This is a genomic window from Lentisphaera araneosa HTCC2155, from assembly GCF_000170755.1.
Lineage (GTDB): Bacteria > Verrucomicrobiota > Lentisphaeria > Lentisphaerales > Lentisphaeraceae > Lentisphaera > Lentisphaera araneosa.
In genome coordinates, this window is record NZ_ABCK01000007.1 from 161,664 (window position 1) to 186,513 (window position 24,850).

Annotated in this window: 20 protein-coding genes and 1 tRNA gene; 7 read left to right on the forward strand and 14 right to left on the reverse strand. The window is 43.2% G+C overall.

Going from position 1 to position 24,850, the window contains the following annotated elements; translation table 11 throughout:
- Nucleotide 1: 1 nt before the first annotated feature.
- From LNTAR_RS09010 to LNTAR_RS09020, 3 genes are all read right to left on the reverse strand, one after another.
- Nucleotides 2–2,428: a sulfatase-like hydrolase/transferase gene (locus tag LNTAR_RS09010; protein WP_040914567.1), complete on the reverse strand. Its 2,427-nt coding sequence runs from the start codon at nt 2,426–2,428 to the stop codon at nt 2–4.
- A 118-nt stretch (nt 2,429–2,546) separates the two neighbouring features.
- On the reverse strand, nt 2,547–3,017 hold the full coding sequence (locus LNTAR_RS09015; RefSeq protein WP_007278375.1) for a vacuolar protein sorting-associated family 26 protein: 471 nt from the start codon (nt 3,015–3,017) through the stop codon (nt 2,547–2,549).
- Between the two features lie 154 nt (nt 3,018–3,171).
- The gene (locus tag LNTAR_RS09020) at nt 3,172–4,227 is read right to left on the reverse strand and encodes a CNNM domain-containing protein (protein ID WP_007278376.1); all 1,056 of its coding nucleotides are present in this window, start codon (nt 4,225–4,227) and stop codon (nt 3,172–3,174) included.
- A 251-nt stretch (nt 4,228–4,478) separates the two neighbouring features.
- Between LNTAR_RS09020 and LNTAR_RS09025 the strand changes: the two genes are divergently transcribed.
- The 3 genes from LNTAR_RS09025 to LNTAR_RS09035 are packed head-to-tail and all read left to right on the forward strand — an operon-like array spanning nt 4,479 to nt 5,759.
- Nucleotides 4,479–4,703 carry a DUF6364 family protein gene (locus LNTAR_RS09025; RefSeq protein ID WP_007278377.1) on the forward strand — a complete coding sequence of 75 codons (225 nt, stop codon included), beginning with the start codon at nt 4,479–4,481 and terminating at the stop codon, nt 4,701–4,703.
- Nucleotides 4,700–5,113 carry a type II toxin-antitoxin system VapC family toxin gene (locus LNTAR_RS09030; protein ID WP_007278378.1) on the forward strand — a complete coding sequence of 138 codons (414 nt, stop codon included), beginning with the start codon at nt 4,700–4,702 and terminating at the stop codon, nt 5,111–5,113. The genes LNTAR_RS09025 and LNTAR_RS09030 overlap by 4 nt, the downstream gene beginning before the upstream one ends.
- Nucleotides 5,114–5,141: 28 nt before the next feature.
- Entirely contained in the window at nt 5,142–5,759 is a 618-nt protein-coding gene (locus tag LNTAR_RS09035) for an HD domain-containing protein (RefSeq protein ID WP_007278379.1), read from the forward strand.
- A gap of 469 nt (nt 5,760–6,228) precedes the next feature.
- Here LNTAR_RS09035 and LNTAR_RS09040 read toward each other — a convergent pair whose 3' ends face one another.
- From LNTAR_RS09040 to LNTAR_RS09070, 7 genes are all read right to left on the reverse strand, one after another.
- Entirely contained in the window at nt 6,229–7,788 is a 1,560-nt protein-coding gene (locus LNTAR_RS09040) for an IS1182 family transposase (protein ID WP_007278380.1), read from the reverse strand.
- A 380-nt stretch (nt 7,789–8,168) separates the two neighbouring features.
- On the reverse strand, nt 8,169–9,650 hold the full coding sequence (locus tag LNTAR_RS09045) for a DUF7133 domain-containing protein (protein WP_007278381.1): 1,482 nt from the start codon (nt 9,648–9,650) through the stop codon (nt 8,169–8,171).
- An 11-nt stretch (nt 9,651–9,661) separates the two neighbouring features.
- Nucleotides 9,662–11,407 (reverse strand): c-type cytochrome, encoded by a 1,746-nt coding sequence (locus LNTAR_RS09050; protein ID WP_007278382.1) that lies wholly within the window; start codon nt 11,405–11,407, stop codon nt 9,662–9,664.
- A 211-nt stretch (nt 11,408–11,618) separates the two neighbouring features.
- Entirely contained in the window at nt 11,619–15,023 is a 3,405-nt protein-coding gene (locus LNTAR_RS09055) for a PPi-type phosphoenolpyruvate carboxykinase family protein (protein ID WP_007278383.1), read from the reverse strand.
- Nucleotides 15,024–15,134: 111 nt separating this feature from the next.
- Nucleotides 15,135–15,617, reverse strand: a complete 483-nt coding sequence (locus LNTAR_RS09060) for an adenylyltransferase/cytidyltransferase family protein (RefSeq protein WP_007278384.1) — start codon at nt 15,615–15,617, stop codon at nt 15,135–15,137.
- 74 nt (nt 15,618–15,691) lie between these two features.
- The gene (gene rpmB / locus LNTAR_RS09065; protein WP_007278385.1) at nt 15,692–15,916 is read right to left on the reverse strand and encodes a 50S ribosomal protein L28; all 225 of its coding nucleotides are present in this window, start codon (nt 15,914–15,916) and stop codon (nt 15,692–15,694) included.
- A gap of 41 nt (nt 15,917–15,957) precedes the next feature.
- Nucleotides 15,958–16,030: transfer RNA gene (locus tag LNTAR_RS09070), tRNA-Lys, on the reverse strand.
- Nucleotides 16,031–16,183: 153 nt separating this feature from the next.
- Here LNTAR_RS09070 and LNTAR_RS09075 point away from each other — a divergent pair.
- From LNTAR_RS09075 to LNTAR_RS27145, 3 genes are all read left to right on the forward strand, one after another.
- Nucleotides 16,184–18,208 carry an ATP-dependent helicase gene (locus tag LNTAR_RS09075; protein WP_007278386.1) on the forward strand — a complete coding sequence of 675 codons (2,025 nt, stop codon included), beginning with the start codon at nt 16,184–16,186 and terminating at the stop codon, nt 18,206–18,208.
- Between the two features lie 106 nt (nt 18,209–18,314).
- Nucleotides 18,315–18,851: a sigma-70 family RNA polymerase sigma factor gene (locus LNTAR_RS09080; RefSeq protein WP_007278387.1), complete on the forward strand. Its 537-nt coding sequence runs from the start codon at nt 18,315–18,317 to the stop codon at nt 18,849–18,851.
- A 4-nt stretch (nt 18,852–18,855) separates the two neighbouring features.
- Nucleotides 18,856–18,996, forward strand: a complete 141-nt coding sequence (locus LNTAR_RS27145; protein WP_157473422.1) for a hypothetical protein — start codon at nt 18,856–18,858, stop codon at nt 18,994–18,996.
- Here LNTAR_RS27145 and LNTAR_RS09085 read toward each other — a convergent pair.
- On the reverse strand, nt 18,984–20,105 hold the full coding sequence (locus LNTAR_RS09085; protein ID WP_007278388.1) for a response regulator: 1,122 nt from the start codon (nt 20,103–20,105) through the stop codon (nt 18,984–18,986). The two genes, LNTAR_RS27145 and LNTAR_RS09085, sit on opposite strands and share 13 nt — an antisense overlap.
- Nucleotides 20,106–20,228: 123 nt before the next feature.
- Here LNTAR_RS09085 and LNTAR_RS09090 point away from each other — a divergent pair, with 123 nt between their 5' ends.
- On the forward strand, nt 20,229–20,948 hold the full coding sequence (locus LNTAR_RS09090) for a GAF domain-containing protein (protein WP_007278389.1): 720 nt from the start codon (nt 20,229–20,231) through the stop codon (nt 20,946–20,948).
- Between the two features lie 14 nt (nt 20,949–20,962).
- Here LNTAR_RS09090 and LNTAR_RS09095 read toward each other — a convergent pair whose 3' ends face one another.
- From LNTAR_RS09095 to LNTAR_RS25470, 3 genes are all read right to left on the reverse strand, one after another.
- Nucleotides 20,963–22,342 carry an NAD-dependent malic enzyme gene (locus tag LNTAR_RS09095; protein WP_007278390.1) on the reverse strand — a complete coding sequence of 460 codons (1,380 nt, stop codon included), beginning with the start codon at nt 22,340–22,342 and terminating at the stop codon, nt 20,963–20,965.
- A 77-nt stretch (nt 22,343–22,419) separates the two neighbouring features.
- Nucleotides 22,420–24,072 carry a cation:proton antiporter family protein gene (locus LNTAR_RS09100; protein ID WP_007278391.1) on the reverse strand — a complete coding sequence of 551 codons (1,653 nt, stop codon included), beginning with the start codon at nt 24,070–24,072 and terminating at the stop codon, nt 22,420–22,422.
- Nucleotides 24,072–24,767, reverse strand: coding sequence for a potassium channel family protein (locus LNTAR_RS25470; RefSeq protein ID WP_007278392.1), 696 nt, complete (start codon nt 24,765–24,767; stop codon nt 24,072–24,074). Before LNTAR_RS25470 ends, LNTAR_RS09100 begins: the two co-directional genes overlap by 1 nt.
- Nucleotides 24,768–24,850 lie beyond the last annotated feature (83 nt).

Genomic DNA, 24,850 nt, shown 5'->3' on the forward strand with positions numbered 1-24,850 from the left:
CCTAAAAAGACGGGCGTTTTTGAACGCTTAGTGCGTTAATTCTCACTGGACTCGAAGCGCTGTTGCGCAGACGAAGTTTGAGCACAGGAGTCTCAGAACTAGAGATTTTTGCGAAGGCCGCATATTTTTTGTCAGCTTGTAAGACGTCGCGGTAGTCGTGATTATTGATGACTTGCCACTTGCCGTCTTTATAGCTTTCGAGAAGTAATTGACTCGCGCTTTTGTCACTGATGAAATTATAGCTGAGTTCTACTTCGCTATAATCACTTAAATCAGTGATCAAATCAAGGCTTTCACCAGCTTTGAGTACTTGTCTTGCTGGGGCTGAGATGGACTCCCAATTCACATCTGCGGCGAGGCGCATGCCGTCTAAGTAGAGAATCCCTGAGTTTGAAGACTTTATACTGATGGCAAATTTTGTGGCTTTGGAGAAGCCAGCGTTTGGTGCAGGGAATTGCAGCTTTTGTTCATTGAGGAATTTATTGAGATTGCCCTTAGTAAAGCTATGCCATTGCGTGCCATCATGGTATTCAATACTGACAGAGCCCTGCGGCATGGGGTTTTGTTTTCTTCTTTCATTGCGAGCTGCGAGCTTATCTTTAGTATTCTTTTTCCCTTTCGCCTTTTTCGCTTTGGGTGCTTGCGGTGGTGTGAGGGTAAAGGCGAATTCAATACTTTTGAAGGTCGTGGCATCGAAGCTTTGTTTAGTTTCAAAGCGCAGAGACTGACCTTCTTGTCCACTAAACTTAATGGCTCCAGGACCGAGTTCTTTACTACCCCCAGTCTTGCTAAGAGAAAGGCCAGGCGCGGAGCTATTCCATATGCCGCTCTCTCCTTCAAAGAGGGTGTTATCCAAAACGAGTTTGCCATCGAGGGGATCATAATGAGCTCGGCGCGCGTAGTTGGGATCGGACATGCGAGAGGCCTTGGAAGCATCGATTGCTTTGACAGTTTCGGTACGGGCTTCAGCCGACTCGGGGTTTCTAAGTGCCGCTAGAGCAATATCATCACCACTGATGGAGGCTTCTTGAATCATGGTTTTGCGAATCTCGCTAAGCTTGTCTTTGTAAGCAGGATCATTGACGAGGTTTTTGAAGCAAGATGGATCGTTTTTGATATCGTAGAGCTCATGGGGAGTACGGAATTCTAACTTGTTGATCCACGCCGTCGCTAAGGGGTCGTTTTCAGGGCTTTGTTGGGCAGCTTTAAAGAGGCTCCATGAAAGAGTTCCAGTTGAGACAGAACCAAATTTCGTTTCGCCATCATGCCAAGCATTGATGATGTAGAGGAAGCCATCCTTCGTTTGAATTGCACGAGCCTTATTGCGGTCATTTTGCTGAATGTAAACAAAGGGGCGCCAGCTGGGGATCTGCTGACCAAGAATCATGGGCAGAAAACTTCGGCCATCGAGTTCAGCGGGTATAGGTAAATTGAGCATATCGTAAAATGTGGGGAGTAAGTCGATGGAGCCAATGACTTCGGAATCGTGAATCGAGCCGGCTTTTGTGACTCCGGGCCAAGAGACAAAGAGCGGGGAATGAGTGCCTTCATTATAGAGTGTGGTTTTGCCTCCAGGCAGTTCGGCACCGTGGTCAGAGATCAAAACAAAAACAGTCTTATCAGTAATTCCGGCTTCATCAAAGGCACGCAACATTTGCCCAATGGAATCGTCGGCACGTTTCACGGTATTGTAGTAAGCGGTGACTTCTTCCATGAGGTGAATATCTTTGGTGCCCCGTTTAGTTCTGCCCGTTTTTGCATTCTCCGCAAGTGGTGGAAACCAAGAGGGATAGGGGATCTCGTCGGGAGTAAAAATGCGACTGGGGTGATTTTCAGTTTCTTTATGTGTACCACTAATACGAGACCAGCCGTACCAACCCACATGAGGGTCATAGATATTGAGGTTAAAAAAGAGCGGCTGTTTTAGTTTTGCGGAGTTCGCAATCGCTGCCTTTGTTTTCTCGTAGACTTTATCTGGGTATTTCGTTGAGCCATAGCCCTCGTATTCCATATCAAAGCCTGTGTAGGGGTCGAAGGGATTGTGATGAGAGTTTTTTCCCATGATACCCGTGTGATAACCCGCATCGCGAAAGGCAGTGGGAATGGTGTTGCGAATGACTTGATTGCCGGCCCCCGCTTTACCGAGGGAGAAAATTTTATTGTGCTGTTGGTAAAGCCCAGTCATCATCAGCGCGCGAGAAGGGATGCAGTTACTCGCCTGGACGTGGAAGCCCTCGAAGCGCATGCCACTTTTGGCAATGCGATCCATGTGCGGGGAGATTTCTGGAACTTTACAGCCATTCACGCCTAAGCTCTCGTAACTGAGATCATCGAGGGTGATGAACACCACATTGAGTTTTGTTTTGTCGAGGGTGTCGCCGTAAACTAGGCAAGCTGAAAATATTAGGGCTAAGCGTAAGTAAGTCATGAGGTTTTCCATATAAATTTACTAATTATAACAATCACTACGTTACTACATTAGCTGATCTAACAAAAAAGCTCCGAAATCTTTTTCGGAGCTTTTGTAGATGTTCTAAGACTATTTATTAAAAGGGGATGTTTATCCAGCCAGTATCGGGATCGTTGCCGAAGGCGTCGAGGCCAACAAAAACTTCGTAGGAATGCGTGCAGTAGCGTCCACGGTAAGGGCTTTGCAGGTGTTCAGGGAGCTGAAGTTCAGTGGTCCATTCGTACTCTTGGCCATCTTCTAATTCTTGTGCACCGGAGATGACTTGCTCCATCTCAAAAGTTTCGTGCTGCTTGCGAACTGTTTCATGTGTGCGTTCTTTATCGCCATCACCATCGCGATCTTGGTAGTCCACATCGTCGACAGTGATTTCTTCGACGCCTCGCAGTTTTAAATACAATTTCTCAATCTTGAGATCTGACTTGGCTAGGGCACGTACGTGCAAGTTGATTGGCTCACCAAATTTGACTTCTCCAAACGAAACATTGACTTCGGCGGCTCCGCCAGTGACGACATTGACTGCCGATTTGATTTTATCGAAAAACCCCATGTTTTCCTCCATGTTAATTTTTATATGTAATTGAGCTTAAAGCTCGAGTTTTAAATTATTCTCATGGCTGAAATCAGGCAAGGGCGGAGAGTTTTATTGATAAATGATTTCACAAAAAACTAACACTTATTAAATGATTTCAGAGGCGAGTGCTTTACTTGGGGTCAGAATTATCTTGTTCTTTGGCTTCATCGAGGCGGTCGCGGTACTTATCTTTGGCAAGGGCCTGCATATCTTCAACGGTGTCGCGTTCATCGAGGATCTCAATGCCAAGCAGAGTTTCGATGGCGTCCTCCAGACTGACCACCCCAGCGGTTTGGCCAAATTCATCCTCGACTAAAAAGAGATGTGATTTTCGCTTGGTAAACATGTCGAGTAATTTATGGACGGAGAGTTTTTCGGAAACGCGAAAAATGGGTTTGGCGAATTTGGTAATTGGCAAGTCACCTTGGCCTTTGCGTTCGGCTTCAAAGAGATCGGCGCGGATGATTTTTCCCGTGACATTATCTGAGCTATCAGTGTAAAGCGGAATACGGCTAAAGTTAGCCGTTTGTGGATCGTTGAGGGCCTCGCTTACTGTACGGGATTCTTCGAGCATGTGCACCACTGTGCGAGGCGTGAGGATTTGTTCTGTAGTTTTGTCTCGCAAACTAAGCAGGTTGGAGATGTAGGCGTTTTCTTGAGAAAAGAGAGCTCCGCCTTTGTGGCTGAGGGAAGCGAGGGCAATAATTTCTTCGCGGGTGATTTCATGCTTCTTTTTTCCGCTAAAGAGCTTGGTGATGCAGGTAGAAACCCAAACTAAAGGGTAGACGATTTTGACCAAGTTAGAAATCATAAAAGCGGATGGCACAGCAAGCTGTCTCCAAAAAGTGGCGCCCAAAGTTTTTGGGATGATTTCAGAGAGATAGAGGATTGCCAAGGTTAAGAGAACGGCAATGAGGCTCTCCCATTTCTTGCCGAAGATTTGCACCGCTTGGGAGCCGACACCCGCAGCCCCAATGGTGTGGGCAAAAGTATTGAGAATGAGGATACTCGAGAGCGAGGCATCCATTTTTTCTTTGACTTTCACCAGCTGTTTAGCAGCATTTGGACGTTCGGATTGAAGTTTCTCCACATAGCTAGGAGTCACAGAGAGTAAGACAGCTTCAAGGATTGAGCAAAGGAAAGACACACCAATGGCGACAGTCAAGTAAATAAATAATAAGGTCATGAGTTACTTTGGATAAGTTTTTAATATTCCCATAAAATAGCGGAGTCTTAAAAATCTTCACCGCTAGTCCCTCAGAGATCAGCTAAATAGTCTAGAATAACTATCCATTAGACGCACCTGCCACTCTCGTACCTCGAGTACAGGTGATCTAGGACCTTAGGATACAAATTAAACTTTTACGTGTCAATTGAAAAAACATACGTACGACTGTATATTAAAGAACATAGACATTAAGCTAACGGGTTATAATCATGAATAAAAAATTAACTTTATCTCTTGACGATCAAGTCATTCGAAAAGCAAAAGCATATGCAAAAATAAATAACGTATCTATTTCTCAACTAGTAGAAACATATTTAGGTGAAGTCATCAATGATGATGAACCTAAACTAACAGGTGTAGTAGCTGAATTAGCAGGCATTATACCAGACCAAGAGTATGATAAAATGGAATATTTACAGAATAAATTCTCATGATTCACGCATTTATAGATTGTGATGTAATCATTGATTTATTAACTCGTAGAGAACCACACTTCAAAGAATCAGCTCTATTATTCCAATCAGCTTTAGATAAACAAATCAAACTATTCACCAGTCCCTTAGCAATCGCTAACGTACATTATATGGTTAAAAAAAGTAAAGATGAACAACAAACACGTAATGCGATTAGTAAGCTATTGACAATAATTGAAATAGCTGACATGACAAAAAGTACTGTTATTAAAGCTTTGAATTCAGATATGAAAGATTTCGAAGATGCGCTACAAAGTTATACTGCAGAACCTCTAGCATGTGATTATATTATCACGAGAAACACAAAAGATTACAAAAAAGCTCTATTAGAAGCTAAAACACCAACTGAAATCAATCAAATAATTCAATAGATCAGAATCCTAATAAGTAGATAGATATATGACGAAAGAAGCTTGGGATGAGCTCATGGGAGCGTTTGGGATTGGCGAAGCTGATCAGATGTATGAGCAGTTTATTCGAGCCTATTCTGAAGAGCATCGGTTTTATCATACTTTGGAGCATATTGAGTTTATGCTCAAAGTGCTTCATAGAAATCGCCATTCGGCACTTTATCCCAAAGAAGTTGAGTTAGCGATCATTTTTCATGACATAATTTATGATGTGAATTCAAAGACAAATGAGCTTCAAAGTGCGGAACTCGCAAAAGAATTTCTCTCCAGCAAAGATGTCGATGAAGAAGTTGTGAGTAGAGTTTTTGAATTGATTGTATCGACTCAACACGATTCACATCTGCTTGATAAAGATCAACAATTACTGAGTGATAGTGATTTAGCGATATTAGGGGAGAGCCCTGAGAAATTTGATCAATATGAAGCTGCCATTAGGCAAGAGTATAGTCATGTACCTGATGATCAGTATAGGGTGGGAAGGCTGAAAGTCTTAAATAGTTTTTTGCGCAAGCCGCAGATTTATCATCATCAGTATTTTAGGGAAGTATACGAAGAAAAGGCGCGAGAAAATCTACGCAGATCTATTGAGGGTTTAGATAAGATATAGGTACGGGCTCTATTCCATACCTTCGGCATTCCTAAAACTGGACTCTCTCTTTTCCCAAGGCTGCCGCCGTTGGGCTAGTTTATGGCATGCCTTCGGCATTCAGTATAAAAAGTTCGATATCGGGATTAATACTATAAATAATTTTGCGAGAAGTATTAAGTGCCAAAGGTACGGTATATAACAGCCTAGTACGTAAGTGCTAGTTGTGATTAGATCAAAATAAATCGAGTGCCAAAAGTACGGTATAAGGCTCTATGCCATACCTTCGGCATTCCTAAAACTGGATCCCTTCTTTTCCCAAGGCTGCCGCCGTTGGGCTAGTATATGGCATGCCTTCGGCATTCAATACAAAAAGATCGTTATCGGGATTAATACTATAAATAATATTGCGAGAAGTATTAAGTGGCAAAGGCACGGTATATAACAGCCTAGTACGTAAGAGACTGTGTGAAAAAGGTTTGCCTTTGTATCAAACTAAAATAATTAGCGAGTTTACCTGATTCTTTTGTCTGATGAGCATTTTTATTGCCTTTGTGTTGATGTAAGAGCTCATTAATAGGTGGTTTTGAACATGTTTTTGCCAAAAGCTCTTCCTACCTTTGAGAAATGACATGATCTCAGAGAAATTCACAATATTAAGAACCCTATTCAAATTATAAGTGAGTTGTGCCAAGGAAGTTTCTGCCTGTGCCGACTCTATTCCAATCATATTGTATCCACCAGTAAGAATGTGTCTTTTAATCGTTCCAAAAGGATGTTCTACAATGGCAGACCTTCGCTTCATGATATTTGGTTTGGCTTTCATTCTTTCCCGAACATTCTCCAAAACGTGTTCGTGTTCCCAGCGTTGAATACTTCTGCTTTTAGAGTTTGTGCATTTGTCTTTCCGAGAGCAATTTACACAAGCTTCTGGACTTTTATATATCCAATAAGTTTTACAATCTTTTTTCTTGTTTTGATATTTTTGGAGGATTTGTCCCGCAGGACATGTGTAGGTGTTATTATATTCGTTGTAAATAAACTCAGGTTTCCCATAGAAACCTTTACCTTCCATGGGACATCCTTTTTCAGGTATATAGCTTTGGTAACCATCATCTTCACAAGCTTTTATATCTTCATTACTGAAATAACCTTTATCTGCGAGAAGATTGGCACCTTTTACTTCCTTAATAACATCACTAGCTGCCTTTATTGTTGGATAAAGCGAGCCTAGATCGCAAGATTCTGATGTAACTTCAGCTGCAATAATCAAATAATTTTTATCATCTACTGCGTGTTGAACATTATAGCCTACCGTACTTTTTCTCCCTTTTTTAAGAGGGCGGCTTTCTGGATCGTTGTAACAAATACTGTTTTTATCAGTAGTGTCCAACTTTTGTTTTAGTTTCTTTAATTCTTGTGATTTTTCTTGATTTTTCACTAGTGAGCTTTTTAGCTTGTTTTGTTTTTCTTCTCTATTTGGAGAAGGAGCTTCATCTAGTTCCTCTAATTGTCCTAGGTACTTTTCTACCTCTTTTTCATACTTCTTAAGTGCTGAGTTTAATTTATTTTTAGTCCAGCTTTTACTAATATTGTTAACGGCTTTAATACTCGTGCCATCAACAGCTATAAAATCCCCCGAAATCAACTTAAGCTTGTTACACAACAGGGTGAATTGAGCGCTAGCCTTTTTAAACGCATTGCGGTTTATTCTCCTAAAGTCACAGATAGTTTTAAAATCTGGTTTTAATTTACCCATGAGCCAAATCACTTCGAGGTTCACTTTACAAGCTCTTTCTAGTTTGCGGCCACTACGAATTCCATAAGAATAACCATAGATGAACAACTTCAATAAATCGGCCGGATCATAAGCAGGTCGACCCCGCCCATCTAACCTTTCTTTGGGGTAAGTAAAACCGCATTCGCTCAAGTCTAAACCATTAACAAATTCATCTATAAAGCGCACTTTATTATTTTCATCGACATAATCATCAAGACAATCTGGCAGTAATAAAACCTGATCGCGTGATACTCTTTTTATAAAGCTCATAAACTTCCCACATGAATTATCAACAATATCTTATATACTATAATATATAAGCTTATTTAAATATGTATATTTGGATATTGTTTTTCACACAGCCTCGTAAGTGCTAGTTGTGATTAGATCAAAATAAATCGAGTGCCAAAAGTACGGTATAAGGCTCTATGCCATACCTTCGGCATTCCTAAAACTGGAAATCCTCTTTTCCCAAGGCTACCGCCGTTGGGCTAGTATATGGCATGCCTTCGGTATTCAATCTGTTGCCAAAATACTGCCGTCTTGGGCTAGTATATGGCATGCCTTTGGTATTCAAGTGGTGAATAGAAACATAAAAAAAGGCTAAAGTCGATTATGACTTTAGCCTTTTTTGTTGAAGTGATTTTAGCTTATTTCTTTTTTGCTTTCTCTGGATTTTGGGGAGGAACGATGTGAACTTCGCCAAGGACTTCGTTCACGGTGTAGTAGGGCTTGCTATGAAGCAGGCTTTTGCCATCGGCGGATTTGAGAGCGGAGAAATCGAAGTTGTGATTGTGGCCTTTATAGATCTTATCAAGTGTGATATGAGCCGACATGCCATCAGTGGCGACTTTAACGTCAGTGATTTTTAAATCGACTTGGTCGACTTCGGGACTCCCATAGCCACTTTGGTAGATCCATGCGTTGGCATCGGCCTTGATTGTTTCTGGACTTAAAGATGAGGGGTCAATTTTCTGAGTGAATTTAAGATTAAAGCCAGTTTTTGTGATGTTCATGCTATGGATCTCAAAGGGTACTTTACCAGTCCAATTAACGCGTTCAAGAGCGCCGGGTTTTTTACCTTTACTATTCCATCCGCGATTTGTGCCACCGATAAAAAGTGAGCCATCTGCTGACATTACAGCAGGCACATTACCGGATCCAAAACCTTTGCGGAAGAGGATAGACATGCCTTGATAAACGCCATTTACTTCTTCGAGAGCGAGTCGAGAGATGAGTGATGAGTGCTGGTCATTGGCAAAAAGTTGATTAGGGAAGGGTCCAAATTTGCCCTTGGTATTATCGAGGGCAATGCCACTCGTGGAGTTGCCCAATTTACCATGAGGTAAATTAGCTGCGGGGGGAACAAATTCTTTGATTTTTTCTCTTTCTAAGACAATACGTGAGCCAGATTTTGGTTCCGTAACTTTGGGGCCGATAGCATCGGTCAAAGCATAGTATTTATTACCGGTGGGGTTTCCTTGGAAAGAGCCGATTTTGAGGTGTTTAACACAGCTTGTCCCAGTCCAAAGACCTTGGTTATCGGAATAGAAAACATCACCTTTGTGATTGATACCCATGCCACCCGGCGAACGAATGCCCGAAGTTGTGGGGATCATTTTACCATCTTCCGTGATGCGCACGCACCAGCCACGGTAGTCTGAGCTCGCACCACCAGAACCCGTTAAGCAAAGGACTACCCAGATGTTGCCATCTTTGTCATGTTTAGTGCCAAAGGCATATTCGTGATAGTTACCATCAATGCCCCAGTCATCGCTGATGCATTCATAGATGTCGGCAAAGCCATCACCATCAGTATCTTTCATACGCGTCACTTCGGGACGCTGAGTGCACCAGAGCCAGCCTTTGTAGTAAGAGAGCCCGAGGGGCTCGTGAATGCCCGTGGCAAAGAGAGTCCATTTATCGTTCTTGGGGTCATTATCATAGGCATTGTCGACTATGTAGATGTCGCCACGGCGTGAGCCCACAGCAATTTTATTGTCGGGGAGAACATCGATACAGCTGACTTCAAAACCTTCTGGAACGGGAATATCGGTTATGGTGTAGTAATCGCTTTCGCTTTCTGCGAAGAGCGCAAAAGGAAGAAAAAAGAAAAGTAATTTTTTAAGCATTTGGGATCTCCTTAGAAAGAATATTGGATTTGGATTTGAGCTTCACCGCTAGAAAGTTTAACGGGGACCATGAGTTCCTGGACATTGCCAAAGGGGCGAAGCTCAGCGTTTTCGATTGTCATGGTGCAATTAGCTAGCGTGTAGCTATCGTCTTTTTTACTGATTTCATCCGTGGCGGCTCTAAAGTAGAGTTTGTCGGATTGACCTTTGATTTTGATTGTTCTCTTGATGCCGGCTTGCTCGGGAAGTGGGTCAAAGCGATCTTCAAATGCGATGTCACCGAGTGTATACATGAAGGTTGGGTAACGGTTTTTATCGAGTTTATAACCTCTAAAACGCAGGGAGTGAGTTCGTGTTTGATTTGAATTTCGGTTGAGCTCAATAGGCCATTTGGCCTCTGGGTTTGCGAGTTCAGCAAACTGAAGATCGAGTGGGAGTGGAACTATGTCGGAACTAATTGGAGCAATATCACGAACGCCTCGGCCATGCCACATGGGTGCGACATCGACAAAGTCACCTGACCAAAATGAGGCGAGTGCCATATTGGAGGCATCGAAAATGAGGTTCATATTTCCAGGGAACGAGACGCCAATGGAGCGAGCATTGCCCTTGTTAATAAAGTTACGGAAGACAAGTGCTTTATCGTCTTTCGAACCTAAAATAATGGGCTTTAGATTGGGGCCTTTTTGTTTGCCACCGACAACTTCAGCAGAGATGGCGCGTTTCTTGAAGTTGTTTTGGCGACTCCAAGTAAGGCTAAGCTTAGTTTGCCCTGCGAGGTCGAAGTAATCGACAATGAGCTTAGTTTTTCCTGCGGGCAGCTCAAGCCATGCGCTATTTTTTTCATTGGCGGCATGAATACCGTCATTATCGACGATCGCTTTACTGCGGTCATTTAAATAGAGTTTAGCACCATCATCGGAAGCCAAATGGAATTGATACTTGCCTTTGGCCGGAACATTGAGTTCGCCTTCGAAGACCATGCCATAAGCATTTTTTTGTTCGGCGACTCGAATGTCGAGAAGTCCATTGGCAATCGAACCGTCTTTAATGGGCTTTAGTTTTGAGAAGTCAGGAAGTTTTTTCCATTCGCCTTTGTAGACCTTATATTTGAGGTTTTGCAGGGGAGTGGGACTCGTGTCGAGTGTGGAAATATAGGCGACGAGATCCTGAAGGTCTTGGTCTTTTAATGGTTTGAGGACTGCCATCATTTGCTGAGAACCCGCACTACCGTCGTTTCTCACACCAGCTTTGAAGTTCTTGAGCTGTAGATAGAGGTAGGCATTGGATTGTCCCGTTAGGCGTGGAGCAGGAAGTCCGGCGTTTTGGTAACCCATACCAGTGGTGCCGTGGCAGTGTATGCACTGATTGTAGATTTTTTTACCGCGTTTAGCATTGCCCATTTCCTCGTGAGGTGATGGCGCTGCAGGAAGTTTGAGTACGTAATTGAGTGCCGCGTCCATTTCAGTACGTTTGATTTTCATCGCATTGAGCAGTCCTGCCATCGTCTGGCTACCTGTTCCACCGCGTTTGCCATCCATGATCGCATGCATTTGTTGCTGGGCATATTTTTTCTTGAGAATCGTGAGGTTTGGACCACCTGCTGCACCAGGAATACCACCACCATTGGGAGCGTGGCAGGCTGCGCATGACTTTGTGTAGATCTCTTTGCCTTTATTAGGGGCCGCTACAAGGGGGAGAGAAAGTAGAAAACCGAAGGCAAGTGCCGTCCGTTTAGTAAATGGTTTAAATAGCATAGGTACTCCTTGATTGTTGCAGTTAAAATAACGCCATAACTTCAACTGTGTTAGAAATTGTGTTATATTATACTACGCCAGTGAATGGCTAAGTATTGCATCAAAACGACAAAAATACGTAATTTATTGACCTTATTTGCTCAAAAACATCAACTGATGCAGTTCAGTATCCATATATAAGTTACTGAACTGTATGTGCTTTGGTCGGAGCTTAAAGACAGATAGGATCGGCGCCTAAAGTCCCCATGTATTTATTAATTTGATCTTTTTTCTTGGGCTTAACTTCGAGTGCTTTTAGTCGAGCTTCAACGCTTAAACGAATATCTTCGCGCACGTTTGGTTTTTGCAATTTCTTTTTGAGGTAAGCAATGCTTTGAAGACGAGTTTTTTCGTCTTTCGCGACTTTGGCTTCGATGCGAGCCTGGTACCAATCACTTGCAATAACTTTTTCGCGAGAGAAGAGCTCGCGGAATTCTGTGTCGCTAACTTTCATACCTTCATATTCGCCAAAAGCCATGATATGAACGAGGGCTTTCAGTGGAGGGATTGCGGTTTCCGCAGAACCTTCGTTTATGAAGCGCTTGGCAATGAGGGTTTGGTTTTCGACAATATTATTGATGCCATCGACAAAGTCCTCAGCAGATTGGAGCTCGGGGCGTAACATATCGGCTGGGAAAATTGTGTGGGGATTATCGAAAATTTTGCCCATGAATCGCGTGGTAAATTCCTTGGTAATTCTGTAACCGAGACGGCTCGCTTGAACGAGTTCACCTTTGTGCTCGAAATCATCAATTTTTTCCAAGTAGGAATTTTTGATGAGGTATTCGGCGCTACGCTCCTTGGGAGTGAGGCGTGACCAGATTTCTGGGACAATGAGGCTGATATCGTGATCGAGTTTATAGCGCGTTCCTATATAACCTGCCGCAGAAGAAAAGCCTTGGTAGCCCGTGAGGATATAGGAGAGTAAGGCATTATTGAGGTCAGCGGTAGCAGGCAAGCAGTTGAAAGGACCTTTGGTTAGAGCACCTTCTGAACCCGCACCCGTAGTGGATGGAGATTTACCCGTTAAGCTACAGATGAAGTCCATAAAGAGCTCAGGGAGTTCCTGGTAATGAAGTGGGCTATAAACGGCGAGGGGGCGAATGCCCGGCTCTGCTGGGTTATTACGACGGCCAGGAAGTACGGCATTGACTGGATTGTATAAGGCTTGCTCGGGTTTGAGTTGGCGGGCAATACGAGCGGCCACTTCGGCGAGGTAATGAGGCTCCTGACAATAAAGATCACCACGAGTTTGTAAGTAGCGAGGATTCTTCGAGGGAGCGCCATTGACGATGCGTGGTGCATCGGAAGCAACAAAGTAATTGTCACCTTCGGCAGCTTCACGAATATTGTTCTTCATTTCATCAGTATACTCGGAGAGGTGGATGCTGTGCTCGAGCATTTCTTTTGCGGTTTCCGCAGCAAGTGGCTCAAAGTTACAGACAAATAAGTTGTCACTGGCGAGGTCTGCTTCGGCTTCGTGATCAAAGCCGCGAATGATCGCGTCATCAGGCCGTTGGAAAAAGCGGTACTCGCAGTTTTCGGCAATTTTAATACTTGGATTGTTGTAGTCAGGGTTGAGTCCTTCGAGGGCATCGCTGGGAATAATGGCTGAGGCTGAGATATCGTCTTCCCATTGGATTTTATAACTTGGGAGGAAGTCTTGGCGAAGTTTAAAGGTACGCCAGCTACCATCATTATTTTGCGCGACACGCAAATAGATTCCCGTAAGTTTGCGATTGTCGCATTTAAGTTCGTGGCCATTTTCTCCATTGACTTGGTCGACAGAGTAATGCGGTTGCCAGTCTTGCCCCCATTCTTCGCGATAAAAGCGTTTCACCATAAAGACAATGGCTTTGATGTAGCCGGGGACGGAACGCAACCAGGTATTGTAGGATTCACTATACTTTGAGAGGGGCGTAAGCAGTTTGATAACGGAACCGAGGCTACGTTCAGGACTGAGGATGGGGCGACTCATGGGGTCGCTTGGTCCTGAGTCCTTAAAGCGACCACGATAATTACGCTCAATGATTTCATTGACGAGTTTCATGTCTTCATCGAAGTCATTGACGAAAACGGGACCTGCGAAAGTCGCATTGGAGAGAGACTTGGAAATTTCTGATTTACCCCCGCCTGAAACCGTACAGGGCTTATGGCAAAGCGTGCCTTCTGCTTCGGTTCCAACTAAGCGCCAAGAATCGGTGTAGGGGTGTTGCTCCAAGGAAACTTTGTAACCATTGGGTAAGACATAGTGAGCATTTTCGGCAATAGGAATGCTTAATTGATCACCCCAAGTCACAGTTTGTGAGGAGAGGTCAAAATAAGCATCGTTAGGCAAATAATGAATGTTAGGGAAGTTTTTATCGATGGCATAGCCAAGCTTTTTATGCTCAGCGTTGTCGCCGAGGGCTTCCATCATTTTCTCAAAAGTTGCCTCGGGATCTTTATTTAAAACACTAGCCGAAATTTGACTCGCTAGGTGATAGCGCGGTAAAGAAAGGGCGCCACCAGCATGCTCTTCTTCGGCTAAGCCAAAGAGGTTAGCGGAATAAGAGATTTGAGTTTTAACTTCTTTTTTACAGTAGCCGAAGTAGTTATCCGTAATAATAGTGATGACTTGGCCTTCTTTATTGCGCGAACAAATTTTGAAGGGTTGGCCATCGTTGTAGAGTTCATCTTCTTTTTCCCAGCACATCCCATCGCGTTTCTGGCGCTCAGTGGCGTCGGCAGCTTTTGGGAGTCCGAGTTCTTTTTTAGTGAGAGTGAGTAATTGCGGTGCTAAAATCACGCAGCCTGTGTGACCCGTCCAAGTGTCGGGATCAAGGGCGGCGTCATTTTCTGCTTGGTAGGGGTCGCCACCATTGCCGAAAATAGATTCCACAAAGTCGAGACTAGAGACGAGACCAGCAGGTGCAAAGAAACGGATTTCGAGTGATTTTGCCGAAGTAAAGCCCGGAACGTCGGGGACGACTAAGGGGCGCAGGAGAAGTGAAGTGAAGGCATGAGCCGGTTTTTCGAGATCACTGGTGAAAGGGATGCGCATGAGCTCATTGGGAACATCATTGAATGAGTGATAGAGCATTTTTTCGAAAATAGGAAGCGGGACTTCTTTTTTATCAAAGGGTACGGGGATGTCGCCTTCGACAATATGGAAAACACCCTTGGTCGTACGGCGGTCATTTTTTGGATTGTGCAAAACGCCTTGTTTAATGCGAACGGAGTTCACATAAGGGGTTTTGTAGTCTTTGGCATCAGGAGGGAGCGAGAGTTCACGAGCCATGCCATAGATATCTAATGAATAAGTCGCGGCAGGTAGGGAGACTTTGTCTGCGCCGACGAGCGCGTTGATGTAGTTTTGGATACGCGTATCGACAGGTGAGAGTTCTGTTTTTGAGAAACGTTTGCGCGCTTGAATGTTATTGATAATATTGTGGGCAATGCCCATGTCTTCACGATCTAAAGTGGTGGGTTCCCCAAGCAGTGATAAGCGTAAGTTGAGGTATTTTACGAGTTGATCGCGGTCACGAAACGTCGGGCGTGTTCCCGTTTGTAAGCGGGCCTGGTCGAGGTCTTTCATAATGGTCTCCAAAAATTGACTGTCGGGTAAAATATGCCTCTAGTCAGAGGAAACCAAAGTTGCTTCAGTTAATATGACGTAAAATTTTTCTTAAGAAAATTTCTGTCTATTTTAGCCGTAAGCCTTTATGATTTTATCGATCATCAAAGTGGTAGAAAATCCCGCCTTGAATTTAAGGATCTGAATTTCAATATCACGAGCTTCCAGAGCACGGCGTTCATTTTGATTGATAGTATCAATCGTGTAATCGCCACCTTTCACGTAGATGTGAGGCTGGATTTCCAAAAGTGTATTGAGGGCTTCGAGGTCTTCGAAAATGAAAACTTTACTAACACAATCAAGCGAGGCGAGCATGTAAGCGCGGTCATCTTCGTTGATAATGGGACGTCGGGGATCTTTAAGTGCTTTAACCGAGGCGTCGCTATTGAGGGCAATGACGAGGGCATCACCAAGTTCAGAGGCTTCTTCTAAGTATTCCATGTGACCAGGGTGAAGAAGGTCAAAAACGCCATTAGTTGCAACGATTTTTCCAGTGAATTCAGCTTTCCATTGAGTCAATTCGCTGAGACTTATAATTTTATCTGTATTAGCCATAATATAAAGATCCTTGAATTTGTGCAAAAAAAAAGCGCCGAACGAATCGGCGCCTGAAAATCAATCTCGGTGGTTTATTTTACCACAAGACCAGTACGGATACACGCTGTGCAAGCATTTACAGTGCAAGCAGTGCCGTTGATTTTGGCCTTAACTTTCTGGATGTTTGGCTTAAATACACGCTTGTTAGTTTTAACAAGCTTTAAACCGATACCACCAGCTTTCTTCGAAATACCACGGTGAACAATTGTTCCACCAACATGTGGTTTTTTTCCGCAAAAGTGACATTCTTTAGCCATCGTTATTCTCTCAATCTAATCATTATAAAACAAGAGGAAAATGAGTTGTCTGGGGCTCGAACCCAGGACCCACGCCTTAAAAGGGCGTTGCTCTACCAACTGAGCTAACAACTCGAGTTCCTGAAAAATTGTGTGCTAACAATACGCAAAAGTCAGATATATGCAAATCGTATTTTTTAGAAAAAGTAAAAAAAAGCAAATAAGCTATCCAAGGCTTTTGATCTATGCATGTTTAAGGCGTATAAAGTATAAAAATTTGGAATTCCTATGAGTGTATTATTAGACCGTTTAAATGATGAACAGCGTCAAGCAGTTACGACGACTGAGAAGCCTTTGTTGATCTTGGCGGGAGCGGGCACGGGCAAGACAATGGTGGTAACGAGTCGCATTGCTTTTATTGTTCAGAGTGGGCGAGCTGAGCCAGGAGAGATCCTTGCAGTTACATTTACCAATAAGGCGGCGAACGAAATGAAAGAGCGTGCCGGTAGGTTAATTGGCCAGAAGGCAGTGAAGGACCTTTGGGTTAGTACCTTTCACTCATTTGGTATGAAGATCCTAAGGAAATACGCTTATCAGGCAGGTTATGCCCCCGATTTTACTTTAGCTGAATACGGTGATCAGGTGGGCTTGATCAAGCAGGGGCTCAATGAATTAGGTTTGGTAGAGGATGGTATGAGCCAAGATCCTAAAGCGATTCTCTCTCTTATAAGTATGGCCAAGGCTAAAAACCAGGTTCCAGAGGATCTAGAAGAATCTAGTGATCCATGGGAGCAGCGCATTGGGGGCATCTATCGTTATTACCAAGAGTATTTGCATGCTTTAAATATTCTGGACTTTGATGATCTGCTTATGCTAACGGTGAGACTCTTACAAAAAGATGAAAAAGTCAGGCAGCTGCTTCAAGATAAATTCAAATATGTTATGGTCGACGAGTTTCAGGATACTAATCACATTCAAATGGAGCTACTTCACGCTTTGTTACCGAAACATGAGCCGAATATTTGTGTGGTGGGTGACGATGATCAGTCAATCTATAGTTGGCGTGGTGCGGAAGTCGCAAATATTCTTGCCTTTCCACAAATTTTCCCTGGAGGGAAACTGATTAAACTGGAGCAGAATTACCGTTCTAATAATGTGATTCTCAATGCAGCGAATAAAGTCATTAGTATTAATTCACAACGTCACGTCAAAAATTTATGGTCAGCCCAAGAAGGTGGCGAAAAATTAAAAGTGGTCGCTTGCGGCAGTGAAGAGCGCGAAGCCAAAGCCATTGCCGATACAATTTTGAACAAGGTTAATGGACGTCAGAACACTTATGGTGATTGCGCAATTCTTTATCGCTCCAATCATCAGAGTCGTGCCCTTGAAGATGCCATGAGACGAGGGCGGATTCCTTATAAAATCATTGGTGACACCTCATTTTATGAGCGTAAAGAAGTTCGCGATGCCCTCGCCTTCTTGAAAATCATCCACAATCCTCGTGACGACTTTTCTTTTTTACGGGTCTTGGATGTGCCGCCTCGTGGTATCGGGCCGCGAACAATAAAAACTTTGCGTGAGAAAGCCGTAGAGAATAAAACTTCGGTGTACGACCTTTTGCGCAATCCGCAATTTATGGAGAACTTTGGACGTTCGAGTGATGCCCTCATGAAGTTTAATAATCGCGTCGAAGAATTTCGTCAAAAGTTCCAAGAGAAAGTACCACTTGCGGGCTTAGTGGAGCAATACTTTGAGGGTGTTGGCTATATTGAGGGATTAGGTCGCATGTATAAACCACGCGAAGATGCTGAAAAGCGTTATCAGAATGTTCTCGAAATTATTCATACAATTGAAGGACGAGAGAAAGAGGATAAACGCTGTATTCCTTTACAAGAGTATTTAGAGTCGGTCAGTTTGATGGAAGAGTATCGTCGCCGTCAAGAAAAAGATGAAGATCCCAATGCGGTGATGTTGCTCACGGTTCATGCTTCTAAGGGTTTGGAATTTCCTAGTGTATTTGTGACTGGTATGGAGAAAAATTTATTCCCGCACGAAAAATCAGCAGGGCTCAAAGCCTTGGCAGAAGAACGTCGCCTCTTTTATGTAGCATTGACACGGGCCAAGAGTGATCTGATCCTTACTTGGTCGAAGATGCGTAAAGCTGGTCGTCGAATGAGTCAGCGTATGCCATCGCAATTTTTAGGAGAATTGCCCAAGGACTTAGTGGATCATTGCCTACCTCAAGACCTACTGAAAAAATTGTCACGAGAAGAGTTTTTGGAGCAGATGAAAAACTGGAAAATCGACAACTAAAATATCTGATTTTGAAAAAAAGATTAAAGAACTTATATTTATCATGCAATATTTCCTTAGTTCTCTACGTATATAGAATTAAGAAAATGAAATCTTTAGGAAAATTATGCTAAGTGATAATCAGTTAATTAAGAAATACTTAAAGGGTGATGATCGAGCTTTTGATGAGCTCTATGGTCGTTATCGTTTACAATTATATTCTTATTTAAATCGTTTAGCCCCCGGCAAGAGTCAGCTCGTCGATGATCTTTTTCAAAAGACGTGGATGAAAGTTGTGGCCAACTTAAGCCGCTACCAAGATCGCCAAACATTTTTGGCTTGGAGTATGCGAATTGCGCATAATCTCTTAATTGATCATTACCGCAAAGAAAATCGCCGTTATATGGATGAGCTACCCGACGAAATTTCTTGTTCGGGAAGTGTTCCTGGTGAAAGTTTAGTCTTCGGCGAATTATCAGCAGCTTTAAAAAGAGCGATTTCTACTTTGCCTAGTGAGCAGCGTGACGTGGTGAATTTACGTCAAGAGAATGTTTCCTTTAAAGAGATTGCGACGATTCAGGGGGTGAGTTTAAATACCGCTCTAGGGCGTATGCATTACGCTGTGAAACGACTGCGCAGTTTATTAAAATCTTGGGAAGCTTAGAACGATGGACAATCAACCCCCATTGGAAACAGACCGTTTGATCAAAGCTTATGCTCGTGAGCATCGACCCAAGAAACTATGGAAGAAAATTTTGCCTTGGTTTTGTGCTTTTCTTATCGCTTGTGGAGCAATCTACGCACTGTAATATTTGACCTTGTAGTCAAAGCCTTTGATCTCGGCTTCTTCCACAAAACTCACTCCATCCTTACTCGCAATTTGATTGCAAACATTATGTGAAATCAAGATTTCATTGGGCCCAGCTTTTGCACAGAGTCGTGCCGCCATATTAGTTACTGGTCCAATGGCTGCATAATCGAGGCGACCTTCAAAACCAATCGTGCCCGTGGTGGCTTCTCCAGTGGCAATGCCCATGGACATGTCTAAAGGCAGAAGATCGCCATTTTCCGACTTTTCTGTTTCATAGACGTCACGAATTTCTCTCGCCATATCCAATGCCACGGTGGAGTGATCGGGAATGTCGTTGGGAGCTCCAATGATACACATGAGGCCATCGCCCGTGAAGCGTTCAATTGTCGCTTGGTGTTTAAAGATGACGGGGCCAATAGTTTTGTGGAAATGTTGCAGGCCAGTCATGAGACTATCAGGAGAAGCTGAATTGGCGTAGGCAGTGAAGCCACGTAGATCAAGGAAAAGCACCGTGAGTTTGCGACGTTCGCTAATGCTCAGCAAATCTTTTGATTCAGTCATGAAAGAATCGATGACTTGGGGTGCCATGAAACGTTTGAAGCGGTTGGATTTTTCAATCTCTTCAACTTGGGATTTTACCGTGCCTTCTAAATCGCGGTTAATACTATCGAGTTGATCATTGACGTCTCTTAGCTGCGCGTAAGTATCGCGAAGTTTTAGGGTAGCTTGCATACGAGCGAGCATTTCTAGATGGTGGTAAGGCTTTTTGATAAAATCATCAGCGCCCAACATAAAGCCGTTGATCAGCGCATCGCTCGAACTTGTAGCCGTTAAAATAATGATCCCTGTATTAATGAGGCTGGGCTCTTGGCGGATTTCTTGGAGGACTTCGACGCCATTAATATCAGGAAGTGAAAGGTCGAGTAAAACTAGGTCGGGCTTATGCTCAAAACAGAGCTCTAAAGCCATTCTGCCAGTGTATGCACCAAGGACCTTATAATTTTGCGAAACTAATAAAGATTTGAGGATGAATACATTGTCTTCCAAATCGTCCACAATTAAAACGGTATGTTGGCCGTTGTCTTTTAAAGAGTCTTTTAGTTGCATTTAAATATGACTTTATCCTTAATATTACAAAAATGTAGTGTTTTTTGATAGACACGAGTGTAATGTAACCTTATTTTTGTAGGCCACCAAGCTTAATTAAATTAATATATGGAGAAATAGCTCATGAATAGGAGAGGCGCTAGAGAAGAAGAAGGGCGTATGAGTCCTGATGCGGCTCGCTTAATGATGGCCATGGGCTTTTTACAGATGTTCAACCCCAAAGATGGAGTGGACGAAGTCATGGAGAGGGCATTGAGTGTCTACATGGAAATGACGGGTCTCGAACGCGGCTTTGCTTTCATCAATGCAGGGGCAAACGGTGAAGAAGATTTGCGAGAATGTGCACGTGTTCAGTTAACGCCTGGAGATTCCTCCTATAGCTTAAGTCGAAGTTTCATTAAGAAGGCTATAGAGAACAAAAAAATTATTATAGAGGACGCACTGGATCAGTCGGTGAATAAAACTCAAACAGTTGTAGATTTCAAGATCTGTTCGGCAGTCGTGGTTCCCGTGTTTATAGAAGAGGAGTTAAAAGCAGTTTTCTACATGGATAAACAGCTTGCTTCTAAAAAGCTTCCGACACATTTAAGTTATTCCACTCGCCTACTTAGAGATTTGATTGCTCGTGCATTACAGCGTGAACTCAGTGGCGGTGGCAAAGTTGACCTAGATCAATACAGTGACTTTCTACGTCAGGTACTTGGTGAAATGGAAATAGTCGTAGATAACTTAGGTGTTATTGCCGAGGGCTTCACTGAATATGAATTGAGCGATATCAAAGAAGGTATCGATAGTCAAGTAGAAAAACTTGACGAAGTGCTACAAGCACTCGCCCAAGTTTAAGATTTCCGAAAGCCTTATCTGTAAGCTTTTTTAACGGCTTTGGCCACATTTCGTGCCACATCTTTATTAAAGACACCGGGAATAATGTAATCTGCACAGATCTCATTTTCTTTCACTGTTTCCGCGATTGCGTAGGCGGCAGCTAATTTCATTTTTTCAGTAATAGATTGAGCACGACATTTGAGTGCACCTTTAAAAATCCCTGGGAAGCAAAGTACGTTATTGAGTTGGTTGGGGTAATCACTTCGACCTGTTGCCATGACCGCAACATGGGGCAATGCTACTTCTGGCATGATCTCTGGAGTTGGGTTCGACATGGCAAAGACAATAGGGTCTTTGGCCATGGTTTTGAGTTGCTCGAGCGAGAGTACGCCTGGCCCCGATAAACCCACAAATAAATCGGCGTCTTTAATAGCTTCATCCATGCCGCCTTTTATCTTGTGCGGATTGGTGATTTCGGCATAGGCCACTTTTGAATCATTCATTTTGTCGCGACCACTATAAAGGGTACCTGTGCGGTCGAGGCCGATAATGTTCTTGATTCCTAAGTCGAGCATCATTTTTGTGCAGGCAGTTCCCGCGGCCCCCACACCCGCAACGACAGCTTTTATATCTTTGGCGTCTTTATTGACGACTTTGAGGGCGTTGATCAAGCCAGCAATCATGACAATCGCGGTGCCGTGTTGGTCATCGTGGAAAATGGGGATATTGAGTTCTTCTTGCAGGCGACGTTCGATTTCGAAGCAGCGTGGTGCGGCAATATCTTCTAAGTTGACGCCACCAAAACCGGGAGCAATTGCTTTGACAGTGCGGATAATTTCTTCAGTATCCCTTGTGTCGAGGCAAATGGGGAAGGCATCGACGCCACCAAATTCTTTGAAGAGCATTGCTTTGCCTTCCATGACGGGCATGGCTGCTTCGGGACCGATATCGCCGAGGCCGAGGACCGCCGTGCCATCTGAAACGATTGCCACCGTATTTTTCTTGATGGTCAAGTTGTGGGCGAGTTGAGGATCTTTATGGATTGCTTCGCAAATGCGTGCTACGCCGGGTGTGTAGGCCATGGAGAGTTCATCGCGTGATTGGAGTGGGAAACGGCTATTGACTTCAATTTTCCCGCCCAAGTGCATGAGGAAAACGCGATCGGAAATATGAAGGATTTTCATACCATCAATTTGGTTGAGTTCTTCAGTAATTTGTTCTTTGTGTTCATCGCTACTGGTGTCGACTGTGACGTCGCGAGTGATTTTGCCTTTGGTAATTTTAACAATATCAATGGCTCCGATATTCCCACCTAAGCGGCCAATGATTTCTGCGGCTTTCGCAAATAGACCTGGCTGATGGTCCATTTGTAAACGAATGGTGATAGAATGACTGGCGCCTGTATTTGGCATGATGAACTCCCGTAGCGTTGATGAACTAATTGATAATTGATGAAAAACTTAAGATGACTTGCACTATCCTGAGTGAATTAAACGATGTTTTCTGCACATAATTCCATGGAGCCCTCTTTTTTAGGTAAGGCGGTGAGGGATTCGATGGCAAAGCCAGCGCCGGCAGAAATATAAAAGTTAAAAATATAATCGACACCATTTTCTTTGAGAGTGGCTTCGTCCTCTTTGTATTTAACAGTGGCAAAAACTTTACCTTCAAATTTATTGGCGCGTAATTGTTGAGCAGCAAAGAGGTTGTTTGAAGTTTCGGGCATACTGAGCAAGACCATTTGAATAGAAGGATGATTGACACAAAAACGGTGCCAAAAATCGGGGTCTACAGAGTTGGCGAGTATGGAGTGGCGGCCTTCATTTAAATGGCGTTTCACGACCGAGGGGTCGTTATCAAAACCTACAATCTTATCGACATCTTGATGAAGGAATTCATCGTAAGCACCCGTTCCCAAGCGACCCATGCCGATAATGATGATATTGACATCGCCGGGATCAATATTGATTTCTTCTGGGAGACGGTGTTTTGACTCAAAACGTTTGGCTTTATCAATAAAAAACTCAATCAATTTTTGCGTGTTAGCAGAGAGGGGCGAAGCATAAAGGAAACTGATGGCGAGAGCGAGGGCAATAATCGTGAGCCACTTGGGGCTCAGTACTTGAGTATCGACCCCCACCTTAGCAACAATCAAACCAAACTCAGAATAATTGAAAAGGATGGCGGAGGAGAGAATAGCGGTGCGACTCGTGACTCGAAACTTCGTGAGAAAAAGGAAGAAAAGTAGAGCTTTGAGCGGGAGGATTAAGGAGATAAGAATGGCGGTCAAAATAATGTCGGAATCGGGGAGACCACTTAAGCCAATGCTGAGAAAAAAACCAACGAGGAAGAGATCCTTGAAGTTGAATAATTCTTTTGCGAGGTTGGTAGCATACTTATGTTTGGAAAGCATAATACCCAAAAGCAGTGCTCCGAGATCTCCTTTTATACCAAAAGATTCAAAGAGGATGGCACCGCCCAGAGCAATAAAGAGGCCGAACAATAACAGTAATTCACCCTTATGAATGAAATTGAGAAACTTCTTCATGAGACGATGAAGAGGGTAGAGTCCAATGAGCAGTGCGAGAGCCCAAGGGGAAGGGATTTTACCTGTTGATGCAGCCAGGTAGATAACGGCAGCAATATCTTGTATGATCAAAATCCCAATGGCGAGAGTTCCGTAAAATGAGTTCATGGCCGCTTTTTCTTCGAGAACTTTGACCACAAAAACTGTACTAGAAAAACTTAAGGCAAAACCGATGAGTGCAATCGCTTTGAAGTCGAGACCACTAAAAGGGCCCCAGCCAGTCGATGAAAGAAGAAAGAGTAGTCCAGACATGGCAATCGTAATGATTGCCATATGGCCAAAGCCAGTGCCCCAAATGGGTACGCGGAGTAAGTTTTTGACTTTGAGTTTTAGGCCAATAGTGAACAGTAATAGCGTGACACCCAGATCAGCGAATTGATTGAGAGCTTCGCGATCATCAATGCCATTAGTTGATAAGTCGAGTTCTGTTGTTAGCTGACCAATTGTGGGGAGTAAAAATCCGGCTGATAAATAGCCAATGAGTGGGGGCAGTCGAATGAGTTTGGCAATGGTGCCAAATAAAAAGGCAATTCCAATCCAAATGATTGCGCTCATTACTGATGCGCCTTGGGGTGTAACTCATTGTCTTTAGCGGAGCTCACAATCCCCGCTACAATAACAACTAGATAGATTTGTCCTATAAGTGCCTCGGTTATACAAAGCATCCTACTTAGGTTGCTACGAGGCTGGATGTCACCATATCCCAAGGTCGAAAGTGTAACAAAGCTATGGTACAAAAGGTCGAACATGTTTGGAAGGCCTTGTTCACGATTGACAGGTAGTGATGAGATTGTTTCTGGAAATAGAAAGGAATTCGGGTTTTTGAGCTCAATCAAAGTGTAGAGGTATGTGAATGTAATTCCAATCATTAAATAATTACATAAACTTGCAGCAAGTTTGTTATAAATTGAGCTTTCAAATTTAAATATTTCACGAGTTATTATAAAAATATAAAAGGTATAAAATAGAGATCCAGATATAAGAAGAATTTCAGGAGAATAATAAACATGGTTAGAGTGTGCCCAATAAGATATGACTGCTGGGAAACTGAGGACAAGCGAAATCAGTAAGTAGTGTTTGTCTTTTCTACAAGTATAAATGGCAGTGCCAAGAATACATGAGAAAGCTACACTAGATAAAAATTCACATCCAGGTATATCCGCCGCTTTAAATGGGGTCAATAAGAGGAAGATGGCTAAACTCGATAATAACCAAATATATTTGTTTTCTGTGTATATTTTTTTATCCATGATTCGAATTTATCTTTGTATTGTTAAGCCTCAAGCACGACGCTGTAAAATTTTGAAGAAACTTAGTAATTAATTTCGAGAGG

What these genes read in the sequence shown, in the direction of transcription:
- LNTAR_RS09010 (WP_040914567.1), bottom strand. Translation starts at nt 2,428, where the DNA reads ATGACTTACTTACGCTTAGCCCTAATATTTTCAGCTTGCCTAGTTTAC.
- LNTAR_RS09015 (WP_007278375.1), bottom strand. Translation starts at nt 3,017, where the DNA reads ATGGGGTTTTTCGATAAAATCAAATCGGCAGTCAATGTCGTCACTGGC.
- LNTAR_RS09020 (WP_007278376.1), bottom strand. Translation starts at nt 4,227, where the DNA reads ATGACCTTATTATTTATTTACTTGACTGTCGCCATTGGTGTGTCTTTC.
- LNTAR_RS09025 (WP_007278377.1), top strand. Translation starts at nt 4,479, where the DNA reads ATGAATAAAAAATTAACTTTATCTCTTGACGATCAAGTCATTCGAAAA.
- LNTAR_RS09030 (WP_007278378.1), top strand. Translation starts at nt 4,700, where the DNA reads ATGATTCACGCATTTATAGATTGTGATGTAATCATTGATTTATTAACT.
- LNTAR_RS09035 (WP_007278379.1), top strand. Translation starts at nt 5,142, where the DNA reads ATGACGAAAGAAGCTTGGGATGAGCTCATGGGAGCGTTTGGGATTGGC.
- LNTAR_RS09040 (WP_007278380.1), bottom strand. Translation starts at nt 7,788, where the DNA reads ATGAGCTTTATAAAAAGAGTATCACGCGATCAGGTTTTATTACTGCCA.
- LNTAR_RS09045 (WP_007278381.1), bottom strand. Translation starts at nt 9,650, where the DNA reads ATGCTTAAAAAATTACTTTTCTTTTTTCTTCCTTTTGCGCTCTTCGCA.
- LNTAR_RS09050 (WP_007278382.1), bottom strand. Translation starts at nt 11,407, where the DNA reads ATGCTATTTAAACCATTTACTAAACGGACGGCACTTGCCTTCGGTTTT.
- LNTAR_RS09055 (WP_007278383.1), bottom strand. Translation starts at nt 15,023, where the DNA reads ATGAAAGACCTCGACCAGGCCCGCTTACAAACGGGAACACGCCCGACG.
- LNTAR_RS09060 (WP_007278384.1), bottom strand. Translation starts at nt 15,617, where the DNA reads ATGGCTAATACAGATAAAATTATAAGTCTCAGCGAATTGACTCAATGG.
- rpmB (WP_007278385.1), bottom strand. Translation starts at nt 15,916, where the DNA reads ATGGCTAAAGAATGTCACTTTTGCGGAAAAAAACCACATGTTGGTGGA.
- LNTAR_RS09075 (WP_007278386.1), top strand. Translation starts at nt 16,184, where the DNA reads ATGAGTGTATTATTAGACCGTTTAAATGATGAACAGCGTCAAGCAGTT.
- LNTAR_RS09080 (WP_007278387.1), top strand. Translation starts at nt 18,315, where the DNA reads ATGCTAAGTGATAATCAGTTAATTAAGAAATACTTAAAGGGTGATGAT.
- LNTAR_RS27145 (WP_157473422.1), top strand. Translation starts at nt 18,856, where the DNA reads ATGGACAATCAACCCCCATTGGAAACAGACCGTTTGATCAAAGCTTAT.
- LNTAR_RS09085 (WP_007278388.1), bottom strand. Translation starts at nt 20,105, where the DNA reads ATGCAACTAAAAGACTCTTTAAAAGACAACGGCCAACATACCGTTTTA.
- LNTAR_RS09090 (WP_007278389.1), top strand. Translation starts at nt 20,229, where the DNA reads ATGAATAGGAGAGGCGCTAGAGAAGAAGAAGGGCGTATGAGTCCTGAT.
- LNTAR_RS09095 (WP_007278390.1), bottom strand. Translation starts at nt 22,342, where the DNA reads ATGCCAAATACAGGCGCCAGTCATTCTATCACCATTCGTTTACAAATG.
- LNTAR_RS09100 (WP_007278391.1), bottom strand. Translation starts at nt 24,072, where the DNA reads ATGAGCGCAATCATTTGGATTGGAATTGCCTTTTTATTTGGCACCATT.
- LNTAR_RS25470 (WP_007278392.1), bottom strand. Translation starts at nt 24,767, where the DNA reads ATGGATAAAAAAATATACACAGAAAACAAATATATTTGGTTATTATCG.